At 61.5% G+C, this 16,152-nt stretch carries 11 protein-coding genes and 1 pseudogene; 9 read left to right on the forward strand and 3 right to left on the reverse strand.

The features are described 5' to 3' along the window. The first annotated feature begins 532 nt into the window (after positions 1–532). The 9 genes and pseudogenes from DLM45_RS11505 to hisG all read left to right on the forward strand — a co-directional run. Complete coding sequence (locus DLM45_RS11505; RefSeq protein WP_181337244.1) at positions 533–2,002, forward strand: FAD-binding oxidoreductase; 1,470 nt, start codon at positions 533–535, stop codon at positions 2,000–2,002. A gap of 14 nt (positions 2,003–2,016) precedes the next feature. Then, on the forward strand, positions 2,017–3,240 hold the full coding sequence (locus DLM45_RS11510; RefSeq protein WP_181337245.1) for an FAD-binding protein: 1,224 nt from the start codon (positions 2,017–2,019) through the stop codon (positions 3,238–3,240). Positions 3,241–3,267: 27 nt separating this feature from the next. Next, positions 3,268–4,632, forward strand: a complete 1,365-nt coding sequence (gene glcF, locus DLM45_RS11515) for a glycolate oxidase subunit GlcF (protein ID WP_181337246.1) — start codon at positions 3,268–3,270, stop codon at positions 4,630–4,632. Continuing rightward, entirely contained in the window at positions 4,629–5,675 is a 1,047-nt protein-coding gene (gene cobT, locus DLM45_RS11520; RefSeq protein WP_181337247.1) for a nicotinate-nucleotide--dimethylbenzimidazole phosphoribosyltransferase, read from the forward strand. The genes glcF and cobT overlap by 4 nt, the downstream gene beginning before the upstream one ends. Beyond that, positions 5,672–6,436, forward strand: a complete 765-nt coding sequence (cobS, locus tag DLM45_RS11525) for an adenosylcobinamide-GDP ribazoletransferase (RefSeq protein ID WP_181337248.1) — start codon at positions 5,672–5,674, stop codon at positions 6,434–6,436. Before cobT ends, cobS begins: the two co-directional genes overlap by 4 nt. Before the next feature lie 182 nt (positions 6,437–6,618). Beyond that, the gene (locus DLM45_RS11530; protein WP_181337249.1) at positions 6,619–7,821 is read left to right on the forward strand and encodes a GNAT family N-acetyltransferase; all 1,203 of its coding nucleotides are present in this window, start codon (positions 6,619–6,621) and stop codon (positions 7,819–7,821) included. Positions 7,822–7,933: 112 nt separating this feature from the next. Next, the gene (gene hisS / locus DLM45_RS11535; protein ID WP_181337250.1) at positions 7,934–9,439 is read left to right on the forward strand and encodes a histidine--tRNA ligase; all 1,506 of its coding nucleotides are present in this window, start codon (positions 7,934–7,936) and stop codon (positions 9,437–9,439) included. A 72-nt stretch (positions 9,440–9,511) separates the two neighbouring features. Continuing rightward, a complete protein-coding gene (locus tag DLM45_RS11540; protein ID WP_181337251.1) occupies positions 9,512–10,690 on the forward strand; it encodes an ATP phosphoribosyltransferase regulatory subunit in 1,179 nt (392 codons plus the stop codon). After that, positions 10,687–11,373, forward strand: a pseudogene (hisG, locus tag DLM45_RS11545) (ATP phosphoribosyltransferase); the annotation flags it as partial. The gene DLM45_RS11540 and the pseudogene hisG, both read left to right, overlap by 4 nt. Before the next feature lie 151 nt (positions 11,374–11,524). On the opposite strand, the gene recQ reads toward hisG, so the two are convergent. From recQ to DLM45_RS11560, 3 genes are all read right to left on the reverse strand, one after another. Further along, on the reverse strand, positions 11,525–13,711 hold the full coding sequence (gene recQ, locus DLM45_RS11550) for a DNA helicase RecQ (protein WP_181337253.1): 2,187 nt from the start codon (positions 13,709–13,711) through the stop codon (positions 11,525–11,527). A 316-nt stretch (positions 13,712–14,027) separates the two neighbouring features. After that, entirely contained in the window at positions 14,028–15,383 is a 1,356-nt protein-coding gene (locus tag DLM45_RS11555; protein ID WP_181337254.1) for a TIGR03808 family TAT-translocated repetitive protein, read from the reverse strand. A gap of 98 nt (positions 15,384–15,481) precedes the next feature. After that, entirely contained in the window at positions 15,482–16,099 is a 618-nt protein-coding gene (locus DLM45_RS11560) for a pyroglutamyl-peptidase I (protein ID WP_181337255.1), read from the reverse strand. Positions 16,100–16,152: the final 53 nt, after the last annotated feature.

Below are 16,152 nucleotides of genomic sequence, written 5' to 3' on the forward strand. Positions count from 1 at the left end.
ATATGCCGGTAACGGTACATGTCTATCTGGGCCGGGGCCGGCACGAGGAGATACCATGTTTCCAGTCGCGATATCGCGAAAGGAGCTGGCAGGCGCGGCCATTTTCATCGCTTTCCTGGCGGTTGGATGGTCGGCTTCGGCGCATTCCGACCCTTGCGTGCAGCAATGCCGCGCGCAACACAACGACTGCCGTATGGCGACGAAGCTTTTGTCTTCGCCCCGCTGTGACGCGCAGCTTCAATCCTGCATCAGCCGCTGTTTTGCCGCGCATCGCGAACGGCCCGCAATGCGCGGGCAACCGCACGAGCGTGGCGGCCCACCGCGCGGACCGCGGTAGATCCGAGGCTCGATCCGGCGTGTGATGGTCGTTGCCGTGCGTTGAAGCGCGTGCAAAAATGCTTAACGACAGCGTGTGCGTGTTTCAAACCTGCGACCGTTGCAGCTACCTGCCGCGGCGACCGCGGGACGCTTCGCACGAAAGCGAGCGCTCGCGACGTTGGAGGCAGGATCGCTCTGGAGAGAACGTTCGGCGATGCCGCATATTGAGCTGCCTGATCCTGATGTCGGCGTCCTGCGCCGCAGACCTATTCTGATTGAAGGTCTGCGCGACCGCGTCGGCATGGATCTGCTGATCCTCGATGAAGACGGCAGGCGCGCCTATGAGACCGACGCATTTACGGCCTATCGACGTGTGCCGATGCTGGTGGTGCTTCCGCGAACGACGGAAGACGTCTCCAAGATCCTGAAGTATTGCCACGACAATGACGTGAAGGTCATTCCGCGCGGCGCTGGCACGTCGCTCTGCGGTGGAGCTTTGCCGACAGAAGACGCGATTGTTCTTTGCATTTCGAAGATGAACCGCGTCATCGAGATCGATTACGACAATCGCCTCGCGCGGGTCGAAGCCGGGATTACCAATCTCGAGATCACGGCGCGGGTTGCGGAGGAAGGTTTTTTCTACGCGCCCGATCCGTCGTCCCAGCTCGCCTGTACGCTCGCGGGAAATCTGGCGATGAACTCCGGTGGCGCTCACTGCCTCAAGTACGGCGTCACCACGCACAACGTCATCGGCGTCAAGATGGTGATGATCGATGGAACGATCGTGGAGATCGGCGGAGCGGCCATCGAGCGCAATGGCTACGATCTCTTGAGCTATATCATCGGGTCCGAGGGGCAACTCGGCGTCATTACCGAGGCAACCGTGAAAATCGTTCCGGCGCCCGAAGGTGCGCGGCCGATGATGATCGGATTTCGGTCGCCGGAAGCGGCTGGTGCGTGCGTGGCGGGGATCATCGCGCAGGGTATTATTCCGGTCGCGATCGAATACATGGACCGGGCTGCGATCGAAGTTTGCGAAGCGTTCGCGCACGCTGGGTATCCGCGTGATGTTGAATCGCTTCTCATTGTCGAAGTCGAGGGTTCCGAGAGCGAGATCGGCATTCTGCTCGGCAAGATTGCGGAGATCGCCGCGGCGTTCGATCCCAAAACCGTCGTTATCAGCGAGAGCGCTGAGCAAAGCGCGCGCATCTGGGCCGGGCGCAAAGCGGCTTTCGGTGCCATCGGGCGGATCTCCGATTATCTTTGCATGGACGGGACCATTCCGCTCGCGCAGCTTCCGCACGCGTTGACGCGCATCGCGCAGATCTGTGCCGAGTATGACCTCAAGGTCGCCAATATTTTCCATGCGGGTGACGGCAACCTGCATCCGCTCATCCTGTATGATGCAAACTCCGAAGATGAAGCTGCGAAAGCGGAGGCGGCGGGAGAAGCCATTCTGAAGCTCTGCGTCGAGCTTGGTGGCTGTCTCACTGGCGAGCATGGCGTCGGCATCGAAAAGCGAGAGTTGATGGCCACGCAATTTTCGCCGACAGATCTTGCGGTGCAAATGCGCATCAAGTCGGTGTTCGATCCCACGTGGCGGCTTAATCCGGCGAAGGTCTTTCCTCTCGCTGCTAGCGAAGGAATGCGCGCGGGTCGCGAAACCAACACCGAGGCCGCCTAGCGAATGGTGTCACTGTGACTGAGCTTCTGCGTCCCGCGGCCGAGTGGGAACTCCAATCCATGATCGCGAAACTCGCTTCGCAGAAGCGGCGCGTCGAGGTCGTCGGACATGGGGCGTTGCGCAACGCTGGACGTGTTGCGCGTTCGGAAGTCGTGTTGTCGACGGCGGGTCTCAAAGGCGTGACGCTGTATGAGCCGACTGAGATCGTGATGTCGGCGCGGGCCGGAACGCCCGTCTATGAGATCGAGGCCATCCTGGCGGCGCGGGGACAAATGTTGCCGTTCGAGCCGATCGATCTCGGGCCAGCGACGGGCGCACCGGGTGGCGCGCTGTCGATCGGTGGCGTGTTTGCGACGAATTTTTCCGGCGCCAGACGCGTTTCGAGCGGCAGTGCGCGCGATCATCTGCTTGGTGTTCGCGCCGTCAACGGACGGGGCGAGCTTTTTAAGTCGGGTGGCCGCGTCATGAAGAACGTGACGGGCATCGACGTGGCGCGCGGGCTGAGCGGAAGCTGGGGAACGCTGGCGGTCATGACCGAAGTGACCTTCAAGGTGGCGCCTTTACCGGAAACGGTGCTGACGCTGGCGTATACCGGTCTTCCAGACGATCTGGCGCTTGAAGCTATGATGGCCGCCATGCGCACGCCATACGAGGTGACGGGCGCAGTGCATCTGCCGAAGGAATGCGCGGCGCGGCTGACGCATTCAAATCTTGCAGGAACCGGGCAGGCCGTGACGCTGCTGCGCCTCGAAACGTTTTCTTCCGCCATCGAAGAACGCAAGGATAAGCTGGCAGCGGCGCTAAAAGTTTACGGGACGCCGGTCGTCCTCAACGCCGAGACGACGTGGAGCCTTTGGAACGAGTTTCGAACGCTTGCTGTTCTGCCATTCTCCACCGAGACGAGCCTCTGGCGTATCTCGACGTTGCCGACAAAGGCTGCGGATATCGTCGCGGCGATCCAGAAATTCATGCCGGTGGTGGCGCTTTACGATTGGGCGGGCGCATTGATCTGGCTGGAAGTTCCGGCCGCTGCGGACGCGGGAGCAGCCGACGTCCGTCGCGCGGTTGCCGTGCGAGGCGGACATGCGACGCTGATCCGCGCGGAACCGGAAGTTCGCGCCAGCGTCGATGTGTTCGAACCGATGAAGCCTGAAATCGAGCGATTGACACGCGGGGTCAAGTCCGCGTTCGATCCCGAGGGACTTTTGAATCGCGGCCGCATGTACGCCAACCTCTAGCCAAGCGAATTCGAGCGCTCACCCGCAATGCAAACCAATTTTTCCAAAGCGCAGCTTGCCGATCAGGAGACCGCGCACGCCGATCGCATTCTGCGGCGGTGCGTTCACTGCGGTTTCTGCACAGCGACGTGTCCGACGTATGTGGTGCTGGGTGATGAGCGCGATAGTCCGCGGGGGCGGATCTACGCCATCAAGGACATGCTGGAGAAGGGAGCTGCGGCGACGCCGGAAGTTTCGACGCACATCGACCGGTGCCTGTCGTGCTTTTCGTGTATGACGACGTGTCCCTCCGGCGTCGATTACATGCATCTTGTCGAGATTGCGCGTGGGCATATCGAAAAGACGGGCAGCCGCAGCTTGAAGGATCGTCTGATCCGGCGCGCGCTCGCCGAGATCGTGCCCTATCCAAATCGTTTCCGCTGGGCGATGCGCGCGGCGCCGATGGGCCGCCGGTTCACATCGATGCTGCGGGCGATGAAGTTGCCTGAAGTTGCGGCGATGATTGAGCTTGCGCCGCCCGAGCGGCCGCGCGCCGGCCGTTTTCGTGGTCCGGGCACGGCTTCGCCGACTGGGGTCAGAACGGGCAGGGTTCTGCTGCTGGCCGGGTGCGCGCAGCAGGCGCTGCGCCCTGAGATCAACGACGCAACCATTCGGCTTTTCGCGCGTGGCGGGATCGATGTCGTTGTATCGAACGGGGCTGGCTGCTGCGGTGCGTTGAGTCTGCATATCGGACGTGAGGAAGAAGCTGTCCGAATGGCGCGGGCGAACGTCGAGGCCTGGAGCAAGGAGATCGCCAAGGGCGGAGTTGATGCGATCATCATCAACACGTCCGGCTGCGGTACGACCGTCAAGGATTACGGGCATCTTCTGCGCTACGAGACGGAATACGCAAAACGCGCGAAGGACATCGCGGCGATGACGAAAGACGTCAGCGAATTTCTCGATGGTTATGATATTGGCGCGCCGAAGCGTTGGTCGAGTCTCAAGGTCGCGTATCATGCTGCGTGTTCGCTTCAGCATGGGCAGCGCGTGACGAGCCAGCCGAAATCGTTGTTGAAGAAGGCGGGCTTTACCGTCGTCGATATTCCGGAGAGTCATCTCTGCTGCGGTTCGGCAGGCGTTTACAACATTTTGCAGCCCGAGATTGCCGGGGAACTGCGCGACAGGAAGACGGGACACATCAAGGCGCTTCGTCCGGACGTGGTTGCTGCCGGAAACATCGGCTGTATCCGGCAACTGCAAATGGGGCTCGACGTGCCGGTCGTGCATACGATCGAATTGTTGGACTGGGCGCACGGCGGGCCCGTTCCGCCCGGTCTCGAAAACCTCGAGCAGTATTCGACGAGCGTGCCGCAGCCGAAGCACAGCGTTGAAGATTATATCGGCGCATGAGTGTTGGCGGGCAAAAAGCGCAGTGGGAGCAGGGGTTCGCGGATACGCTGACGGCGGCCATTCGCGGTAAAGCAAAGCCAGTGGGTTCGCTCGGGCGGCTTGAGGAATTGGCGCTTCAGATAGGTCTCGTCACGCGGAAGCCGAAGCCGGTGCTCGGCGCTGCGGAAGTTCTCGTTTTTGCAGGCGATCATGGGCTCACTGCGGAAGGCGTGACCGCCTATCCCTCTGCGGTGACGCGCGAGATCGCCAAGCTGGTGCTTGCAGGAACCGCCGGGATCAACATTTGTGCGCGTGCGGCGGGCGCGGGTGTCGTGCTTGTCGATGCGGGGATGATCGAGGCGTTACCGCCGCATGCCAGTCTGATCGACAGGCGCATCGGCCGGGGCACGCGGAATGCGCGGCGCGAACCGGCCATGACGCTTGAGGAATGTGCCGGTGCCCTCGAAGAAGGTCACGGGCTTGATGCTTATCTCGACGAAAAGAATGCCGGTATCGTCGTGTTCGGCGAGATCGGGATCGGCAATACGAGCGCGGCGGCGCTGGTCGGTCATGTTCTAACGGGCATTGATCTTGCGACGCTGGTGGGGCCAGGGGCGGGGCTTGATCCGGCCGGCGTTGCGCACAAACTTCGCGTGCTCAGTGAAACAGTGGAGCGTGCGGCCATCGCGATCGACGATCCGCGGTCGCGCGCGCTTGAGGCGCTACGGCAGTTCGCCGGTTTTGAAATGGTGATGATGGTCGGTGCGATGATGGCGGCGGCAGAGGCGCGGCGCATCGTGATCGTTGACGGGTTCATCGTCACGGCGGCGGCGCTGGCGGCACTGGCGCTTGCACCCGCTGCTCGAAGTAATTTTGTCTTCGCGCATTGTTCAGCCGAGCCTGGACACAGAGCGCTGCTCGATCATATCGGTGCCAAGCCGCTGTTCGATTTGCAAATGCGTCTTGGAGAAGGAACAGGCGCGGCGCTTGCGATACCGCTTGTGCGTGCCGCTGAGCTCATGCTGCGAGAGATGGCTGATCTTCCCGGCCAGCATCCGAAATGATCCAGAAAGAAGCGCAACAGTTTCTGATCGCGGTGCAATTTTTGACGCGGCTTCCGGTTGCCATTTCCGGGGCGTGGCCGGACGACTGGCTGGTGCGCTCCGCGAAGTATATGCCGCTCGTCGGCGCGCTCATCGGCGTTGCTGCGGCGGGTATTGTTATCGGGTCGGCGTCATTCTTTCCGGCGCCGCTGCCCGTTCTCATCGGTCTCGTTGCGGCTCTCGTTCTTACGGGTGCTCTGCATGAAGACGGTCTCGCCGATACGGCGGATGCGATCGCCGGTGGGCAGACGCGCGAGCGTCGCCTCGAAATCATGCGCGATAGCCGGATCGGATCTTTCGGCGCGGTCGCATTGATTGTTGCGATTGGGCTGAAGGCGGCGGCGCTTGCCAGTCTCGATGCAATGTCCGCAGCGCTCGTTTTGATCTCCGCACATGCCGCTGCGCGGCTTGCATCGGTGTTGGCTCTTGCCGTGCTCGAACCGGCACGCGAGACGGCGAAGGTCAGCGGAAAGGCATCCAGCCTGACGTGGAGCGAAATCGCGTTCGCAATTGTGACAGGGTTAATTCCGGGCGCTGTTCTGCTCGGCAGTGCAGCATTTGTCATTCCGCTGATTGCTGCCGCCTTGGCGGTGATTTGGTTGGCAATCCTCGCAAAACGTGCGTTCGGCGGCTACACGGGCGATGTTCTGGGCGCGATCGAGCAAGTGTTTGAAGTCGTATTCTTCATGTTCGCAGCTGCGGTCATCAGCGGGCCGGGCTGATCTGGCGGGCACACTTAGCAACAATATTTGCTTCAAGATCGGCGCTCAAGCGCGCTGTTTCTTTGCCTCAGCGCTTGCGTTCCGCCTCTCTCCGTTTTCTTATGGTCATGCTGTGGCGAAGCCGGTGACACGGGGAGCCATGGACGGGATCAATCGCGTATCGCCTTAGAAGTGTATTGCGTATGGCGACGACGACGGATGTGGGGGATGGCCGAGTTCTCGGTCTTCCGGAACGACTTACGTCGGCTCTCTCGAGCTGGCGCGGAAAGCGATTCATCACAGAAGTATTCGACGGGGCTGACGAAGCGCTGGCCGCGCTGGAAGCGGTGGAACTTGGCCTCGTTTCGACAGGGTTTCAAACACTCGATTGGCTGACTGTTCTCTATGAAGAGCTTGCGCCTGCGGCCCGCGCGATGCCGCGTGTTGTTGTCGTAAGCGAATGCGACAGCGGCGACGTTGCGATGATCCTTCCGCTACTGATCAAGAAGAAGCGATCTCTTACCGTCGCGCAGTTTGCGGATCTCGGCGTTTGCCAATATGGCGCGCCGATTCTTGGTCCTGCGTTTCCGGCAAGCGGGCGAGCGATCGCGAGGGTGTGGCGCGGTGTTTGTGATGCGCTCGCCGATGTCGATCTCATTCGCTTGCACCGTATGCCCGCTACGATTGGCGGCCGGGCCAACCCGCTATTGATGCTCTCGCGCGTTACGCCTTCGCGCCGTTTTGGCAATCGGGTGACGGTTCCGGATACGGTCGAGATGTTTCTCCAATCGCGCGGCAAGAAATATCGGAAAGAGGTCGAGCGCTGCTACCGCCTTTTGGAAAAGGAGGGGGAGGCTCGGTTCTATCGCGCGACGACACCGGATGAGATCGCGCGTGTTTGTTCGGTGCTGGATGAGCAGCAACAGACGCGTCATCTTTCGCTCGGCGGCCGATATGTGCTCTCCGAGCCGATCGACGCGTTTTACGAACGTCTTGCAATCGATGGATCAGAGGCCGGGCTCGCGGCTCTTTTTGCCCTCGAAGTCCGCGGCGAGATCATTGCGAGCCTGTTTGGAATTCAGCATGGCGGCACGTTCAGTTTGCTGCGGATCGCGACCGATCCTGATGCGGCGAGTCATTACTCACCGGGGCGCCTTCTGATCCTGGAAGCGATGAAGTATTTCGTCGCGCAGGACGTCCGCCGGTTTGACCTCGGGTTAGGAAATCACCCGTTCATTCGCAGCTTTGGCGGGGAAGATGTGCCGCTTTACGATCTGATCGTTGCGCGCGACATCTCGGCGGCCCCGAAGGCGTTGTTTCACCGGATGCAGGGCAGGATGCGCCGGAGCCGCTTGGTTGGGCGCGGATTTCACTCACTCAAGGGCCTTTTTGCCCGCGGCCAGTAGGGTTTAGAGGCGGCTTTCGTCTCGGTATATGATCCGATATAAGGCAACTCCGCCGACCGAGGCATTAGGTGTCTCGGCAACTTTTCACTCGCACCGGTCCCCAACTGTTCCAATGGCTTCTCAAAATACCACAAGCGCGCGTCCCGAAGCGCGGCTCGCGAAAGGTTTTCGCGATGTCGAAGCTGGAGAGCTTCGCGCGCTCGACGAAATGATCGCGAAGATTCGTGCCGTCTACGAGCGCTACGGATTCGACGCGCTGGAGACGCCTGCGATCGAATATACCGACGCGCTCGGCAAGTTTCTTCCCGATCAGGATCGGCCCAATGCGGGCGTGTTCTCGTTCCAGGACGAGGACGAGCAATGGATGAGCTTGCGGTACGATCTGACCGCGCCGCTCGCGCGTTACGTCGCGCAGAATTTCCAGACGCTTCCGAAGCCGTTCCGGCGCTATGCGTTCGGCTATGTCTACCGCAACGAGAAGCCAGGCCCGGGGCGGTTCCGGCAGTTCATGCAGTTCGATGCGGATTCCGTTGGCGCCGAAGGCGTGGCGGCCGACGCGGAGATGTGCATGCTCGCGGCCGATACGCTCGAAGCGCTGGGTATCAAGCGCGGCGACTACGTCATCAAGGTCAACAATCGCAAAGTGCTCGACGGTCTGATGGAAGCGAACGGGCTTTCCGGGGCAGAAAATGCGGGGCGGCGTTTGATCGTGCTGCGCGCTGTTGACAAGATCGATCGGCTCGGTGGCGAGGGCGTTGCGCAGCTTCTCGGGCGGGGCCGTAAGGATGAGAGCGGCGACTTCACCACGGGCGCAAATCTCTCCGATGCGGCGATCAATAACATTCTTGGATTCACAGGCTGGGGCAGCGCGGGATCAACGGCACCCTCCAACGCGGTGACTCTTGCGAACTTTGAAGGCGCGGTGAAGAACTCCGAGGCAGGGCTCGCTGGTATCGCCGAACTCGCCGAGCTGGTGCGGCTGTGCGAGGCGGCGGGCTATGGCGCGGACCGAGTGCGGATCGATCCGTCATGTGTGCGCGGGCTTGAATATTACACCGGTCCAGTATTCGAGGCGGAACTGACGTTCGACGTCAAAGGCGACGACGGCAAGCCGGTTCGTTTCGGCTCAGTGGGCGGCGGCGGCCGTTACGACGATCTCGTGTCGCGCTTCACGGGCGACCGCGTTCCGGCGACAGGATTTTCGATCGGCGTGTCGCGGCTGAAGGCGGCGCTCTCGGTTATTGGGGCCGTAGAGACACCGCGGCTCGGTCCGGTCGTGGTTCTTGTGATGGATAAGGGTGAGGTCGCGCGTTATCAGCAGATGACGCAGACACTCCGCAACGCCGGTATCCGCGCCGAGATGTACCTTGGGTCGTCGGGCATGAAGGCGCAGATGAAATATGCCGATAAACGGCAGAGCCCGTGCGTCGTCATTCAAGGCTCGGACGAGCGCGAGAAGGGCGAGGTTACGCTGAAGGATCTGATCGAAGGCGCGAAGGCAGCCGCCGCGATCAAAGACAACAAGGCATGGAAGGAAGCGCGTCCGGCGCAGGCTTCCGTGGCTGAGAAAGATCTCGTTGAAGAGGTCAAGAAGCTCATCGCGCGGCACACGGATTGAGGGCGATGCGAGCAGCGAACTTTCCGAGCGGTTTCTTATTTCTCCCCACGGCGACGGGACGGGGGCGCTAGCATGGTCGTCGAAACGACGCGAGAGCTTGAAGCGCTAGAAGCTCAGGCAAAAACTCTGATGAACGTGTTCGCAACAGCTGGGCACGAAGCGGTGGCGCCTGCAATCATTCAACCGGCGGACGTTTTTCTCGATGTCGTCGGAGAAAGTCTGCGTGCGCGCACGTATGTTTTCACGGATCCCGATGGTGCCGAACTTTGTCTTCGGCCCGACCTGACGGTTCCGACGTGCCGTCTGCATCTTGCGCGCCACGTTGATCCCGCAACGCCTGCACGGTATTGCTACAATGGCGCGGCGTTTCGTATTCAGCCTGTCGATGCTGATGCGGCGCACCCGCGCGAGTTTCGCCAGGCGGGCTTCGAGCGTTTCGGTGACGTTGCGCGCGAAGAGGCAGAGGCCAAAACGATTTCGCTCGTCGTCACCGCGCTTGAGAAAGCGGGGCTTACGACCTGGACGCTGAAGCTCGGCGACCTCGGGCTGTTTTCCAGCGTGCTCGACGAGGCGGGTCTTTCGCCGCGTTGGAAGAAGCGCCTCGACGACGCGTTCCTCAGGCCCCGCGCATTCCGCGAGGCTCTCAAGGCGTTTACACGCGGCGTCCGCAGTGCACCGCTCGCGCTGCCGGATTCGCTCCTGTCGTCATTGGATCGCGAGAATACGGAGCCGAGTGAGGCGGCTGTTCTCGCTTATCTGGAAGAGAAGGGCATCGAGCTTTTCGGAACGCGCGCTCTGGCGGACATCACCGCCAACCTCGTCACCATTGCCGAGGGTCGCGAAGAGACACCGCTTGATGAGACAGCCGCAAAATTGATCTCGGATTACATTGACGTTTCGGGACCAGCGCGGACCGCTGGCGCCAAGATTGCGCGCCTGCTCAAGGGCGCGCGTGCGGGCTCAGGCGCGGCGCTCGAAACCTATGACCGGCGGCTCGCCTTGCTTTCCAATGCCGGTATCGACCTGGATCGCGTGATGTTCTCGGCTGAATACGGACGCACGCTCGATTACTATACGGGGCTCGTATTTGAAGTGCACACCGGAACGGCCGGAACGGGTAGCCCCGTCGCAAACGGCGGGCGCTATGACGCTTTGATGCGTGCCGCTGGCGCCAACGCGGACATTCCAGCGGTGGGTGCTGCCATTCACACCGAACGGTTGCTGGCAGCCGTGCGCGGGGTATCGCTATGACGCGGTTGACACTCGCTATTCCCTCCAAGGGCCGTCTGATGGAGCAGACGACCGATATGTTCGGCCGCGCCGGATTGATCGTGCGCAAGGTCGGGCATCAGCGCGGCTATCGCGGTGAGATCGAGGGCTTCGAAGGCGTCGATGTTGCGTACATGTCGTCGTCGGAAATTGTCGAAGCGTTGAAGACCGGCAATGTCGAAATGGGCATCGCTGGCGAAGATCTCGTGCGCGAGAACATCGCCAATGCGGATAGCCGGGTCGATTTTCTCGGCAAGCTCGCTTTTGGTTTTGCGGATGTCGTCGTCGCGGTTCCGAATTGCTGGATCGATGTCTGGACCGTTTCCGATCTTGAAGACATTGCGATGCCATTTCGGCGCGTGCATGGGCGCTGGCCGCGTGTCGCGACGAAGTACATGAATTTGACGCGTCGGTTCTTTGGCTCTCGCGGGTATGGCGATTATCGCATCGTGGAAAGTGCGGGGGCGACTGAGGGCGCGCCCGCTGCCGGCACGGCCGAATTGATCGTCGATATTACGACGACGGGCGAGACGCTGCGCGCGAACGGTTTGCGCATTCTTGATGATGGCGTGATGCTGAAATCGGAAGCAAATCTCTGCGCATCGAAGGCGGCGGATTGGTCGCCTGAGAAGCGCAAGCTATGTGAGACGCTGGCGGCGCGTATCAACGGGTCGCTGGCGGGTTAGCTTCACCTCTTGCGACTGTTTTCGTCGGTCGAGCATGACGACGAAGACGAGGAATGGCGGCTTCGCCGAGTCTCGCGCTGGATCCCCGGGAGTCGTTCGCGTTGCTCACTTTGCCGAGGATGACGAATTGTCAGCCGATCTCGGCAAGTAGGCATTTCAGGATGCCGTAGTCGTAGCGGCCGTCGAGAGCGGCGAATGCGGGGCCGAGTTTGCCGGAGTCGCGCGTGTGACACTGATCGAAGGCCGCTTCGATTTCGTCGCGCTCACCGGGATCGAGCTTTAAGGCGTCGTCGGCCGATATGAGGCCCGCTTCAATCGCTTCCGCGAGGTGGCCATAGATCGTCGTGAGTTCGAGGCCGCGCTCGGATGCGATGTCTTCCGCGTCCTCGCCTCGCAGATGCGCCGCGAGCGTGACGTTGACGCTTGCCGAAAGGCGATTGGTCAGCGTGGGATGCTTCTTGAATTCGCCGATGACGGACAGGAAGGCGGCGCCATAGCGTGTGATTTTGCTGGCGCCAAGACCGATGATCTCGTGCAACGCGGCCTCGTTCGCAGGGCGCTTCTCGGCAAGCTCGATCAGCGTCTTGTCCTGGGCGACGACGTAGGGCGGCAGCTTCGCGGCGGCTGCGAGCTTCGAGCGCAGCGCCTTCAGCGCGTCGAACAGCGGCTGATTTTCGTGTGCGATCTTCGCGATCATCGGCGCGGCGCGGCGAGACGGTTTTGCAGTTGGTCGTGTGACGCGGAGCAGGAATTTTTCTTCGCCGCGCAATAGAGGCCGCGCGCGATCGGTGAGCAGCAACGAGCCCGCACCTTCATCGTCTCCCGTCAGATAGCCTTGCGCGGCGAGTTGACGGAATAGGCTTTTCCAGATCGTTGGCGCGACGTCCTTGCCGATGCCGAAGACGCTTAGGCGGTCGTGCCCGTTGCGCAGCATGCGTTCGTCGGCTTTCCCGGCGAGCACGTCGATCAGGTATGTGACGCCGAACCGCTGGCCGGTGCGATAGACGGCGGAGAGGGCCTTTTGCGCGATTACGGTGCCGTCTTCTGTGCGTGGTGGCGTCAGGCAGTTATCGCAGTTGCCACATGGAATGGGGCGCGTCTCGCCGAAGTAAGCCAGCAGCGCTTGACGACGGCAGCCGGGCATTTCGGCGAGCCCGACGAGTGCGTCGAGCTTTTGGCGTTGCACTTGCTTGAATGCGTCGGAGCCTTCGGATTGTGCAATCCACTGGCGGAGTTGGACGATGTCGTTCAAGCCATAGGCGAGCCAGGCGTTAGCGGCTTCACCGTCGCGGCCAGCGCGGCCGGTTTCCTGATAGTAGGACTCGATCGATTTCGGCAGGTTGAGGTGCGCCACGAAGCGAACGTCCGGTTTGTCGATGCCCATGCCGAAGGCGATGGTGGCGACGATGATCAAGCCGTCTTCGGTGAGGAACTTCGTTTGTGCGGCGGCGCGGACCGACGCATCGAGACCGGCGTGATAGGCGAGTGCTTTCCGGCCTTTGGATGAGAGCCAAGCGGCCGTTTCCTCGACGGATTTGCGCGACAGGCAGTAGACGACGCCTGCGTCTGTCGGATGTTCTGTTGCGATGAACTGCCAGAGGCGCTCGCGGGCGCTGACGCTACCCAGTTCCGCGATGGTGTAGCGGATGTTCGGGCGGTCGAAGCTGGCGATGAATGTCGACGCGTTTTCGAGCGACAGCTCGGACACGATGTCCTGGCGTGTGCGTTCGTCAGCCGTCGCGGTCAGTGCGATGCGCGGCACGTTCGGGAAGCGGCGCGCCAGGATTTTGAGCTGCCGATATTCCGGGCGGAAGTCGTGCCCCCATTGCGAGACGCAATGCGCTTCGTCAATCGCGAAGAGGGCGATGTCGTTCCGTTCGAGCAGGGAAAGCGTGCGGTCCTGAACAAGACGCTCGGGGGCGACGTACAGCAGGTCCAAGCTGCCAGCCGCGAATTGACGTTCGATGCTGTCCTGCGTCGCGCGGTCCTGGGTGGAGTTCAGGAAGGCGGCGCGCACGCCAAAGTCGCGGAGGGCATCAACCTGATCCTGCATCAGTGCGATGAGCGGCGATACAACGATGCCAGTGCCGCGACGCACGAGCGATGGGATTTGATAGCAAAGCGACTTGCCGCCGCCGGTCGGCATCAGCGCCAGGCAATCGCGCCCGTCGAGCAACGTCGCGATGATGTCGCCCTGGAGCGGGCGAAAGTTTTTGAAGCCGAAGATCTTGTCGAGCTTGGCGCGGGCAAGCGCCATCGAGTCGTTGCCGACCGCAGACTCGAAAGCCAACGGAAGCCGCAGAGCGTCGGCCGACATCATTGTTTTCCTGGGCAATTCATCGGCCGTTAGGCTAATGCGATTCGTCGATGCGCGATCTGCTCCGTCCCCAGCTAATCGACCGATGCCTTTGATTCGATGTGAGTTTTAGGCCCTGCAACGTTGCGGCAATTTAACTCTGCGTTCAGAATGAGTTCATCTTTGTCTGCTAGAACTACTTTCATAGCTGGTGTCACTCCCCCGTGCGCACCAGATGAGGCCGCGCCGGGCCAAGCCCCGACTCCCCCCGTCTTCCCCTTGGTCTGGCGCGGTGCCTCCCCCCTCTCCAAAAATCTAGCTCGACGAATGCGTCCGTTCAGGTCGAGAGATTGCCTGTGACGTGGATCGACTTGCTTGAAGCAGGTTCGCGCGCGAGATCGGGGCCCGTTAATTCGCCCAGGTTCATCGCGCGGATTGCGCCGTCCGTTGCGCCGGAAATCAGGTTGTTCGCGATCAAGCATTTGCCCGCATCGGGGTCGCCCGTGACGGATATTCCGACGCGCGCGGAGCGAATGACGTTTCCGGTCGCGGCGACGTCGCGCATGAACTTGCCCCATCCGATTTGAATGCCAACGGTTGGCGCGTTCTCGATTGTATTTCCCGAGACGACTGCGTCGGCTTCGATGCCAATGCCTTCGCCACGCTTGTCCTCCGGTTCTGCCTCGCGGCGGAACAGGTTGCGGATGAGGTTGCCCTGCACGACGGCTAGCCTGCCGCCTTCATTGAAGTTGGTGACGGAAATTCCGGCCGCTGCTGTGTCGATGAGGTTGTTCGCGATGAGCGCGCCCTCGAAGCCGAACTCGGCGTAGATCGCGACTTCGCCCAGACGTCCGCAGCTATTCGAGATGATCTGGATGTTGGAAGCCGCGTTACCCCGCACGGCACTGTAGGTGCAATCGGTGATGCGATTTCCCGTTACGAGCACGCTGCCCCCGCGGAAGACGTTGATTCCGTTTCCATATTCTCCGGTCCCGCCCGCCGCGTTGCGAATCTGCGAGATGCGATTCTCCGAGACGATCGTGCCGTCTTCGCCGGGGGCCGACCGCCAGACGAGGATGCCGTTGTTTCCGCAATCGGAGACGGTGTTGCCCGCGATGGTGAGACCTTCGGCGTCGAGGCTCTTCAGTCCGGTGTCGATGCTTTTGGAGATGAAGATTGTTTCAATTCTCCCTCCGCATCCGGTCAGCGAAAGGGCGATCCCAACGCTGTTTGAGATTTCGAGATCGCTCAGGCGAATGGCGTGGCTTCGCGTCAGCGTGATGAGGCCGTCGCCGCGCTCGGGCGAAAAGGTTTTGTAAGCGCCATCAAACGTCAGACCGGTCAGCACGAGGCCGTCGGCCTTGTCGCCGGTCAGGAATGCGTCTCCGCCAGCGAAAGATAGGGCCGTCGTGCGAGCCATTCCGAGCAGTCGTGTGCCGGAGCGGAGGCGAAGGTCTCCGACGACGAATTTTCCGGGAGGCAGGACGAGCGGCAAATCCTTTTCGGCGGCGGTGTCGATCGCGGCTTGCAGGGCGGCGGTCTGGTCGCGCTGTTCGTCGGGCGCGAGCGCGGGGGCAATGTCGGATGCGTTTGGAATGACTTTCGGCAGAACGCTATCCGCTGCTTGTACACCGGTCGCGGTTGCACCAAGGCCGAGGCCCGCGGCCAGCAGCGTGCGGCGGTCGAAGGTCATGTCAGGCTCCGGACGTTGATCTCTTGGCAGGAGAGCCAGCGAGGCGCGATCCGCGTTAAGCCGGAGTTAAGTTAGCGGGCAAGTGCCGTGCTTCTTGTCTAGGCGATGCCCTGTTTGATGATTTCGAGTGCGGCCGCCAGTGCCTTCTCGCGCGTGAGTGATGACGTCGTGAGATCGGCGGGGATGTGTATGAAGCCCACCCGACAGCGGTTGCCGTGTGTCTCGGCTTCGCGCAGCGAGTGATACAGGGCGGCATTACAGAGATAGCCTCCGGCGTCGTCGGATAGTTCGGCGGGGAAGCCTTTGTCCTTCAGGGTGGCGACGATGCGGTTTGCATCGAGCGTGGCGGCGTAGCGTTCTTGATCGTTCGCCAGAAGGTATGCGGCGGGTGGCAGGGAATTGGCCGCGTCAGGTGCATTACGGCATTCATTTCGTGCCTGAGACTCGATGCGAAAGCCTTGCGTCTCAGCCGCGACGCCGAAGTGAAGCGCCAGGATAGGTGTAAGCCGCCGATGTAACGCGGCGATCATTCGGGGCATGCGCGTCCATTCCACGGGGAGGATCGAAGCCGAGACAGTATAGTCCGGGAATGCCCGCCTGGCGCGACGCGCAAGGGCGCGGACAAGATCGCCCGACGCGTTTTCTCTTACGCCTGGGAACGGACCAAAGCCGGTCAGCAGGATGGCGGGGCGAGCTTGGCGGTCAGCGGCTGACATAAGCGCGATTTAACACGATTGATGCCGGTTGCGGGGGCCTTCAACGGGGGGCC

Origin of the sequence: Hyphomicrobium methylovorum (assembly GCF_013626205.1) — a bacterium.
Classification (GTDB): domain Bacteria; phylum Pseudomonadota; class Alphaproteobacteria; order Rhizobiales; family Hyphomicrobiaceae; genus Hyphomicrobium_B; species Hyphomicrobium_B methylovorum.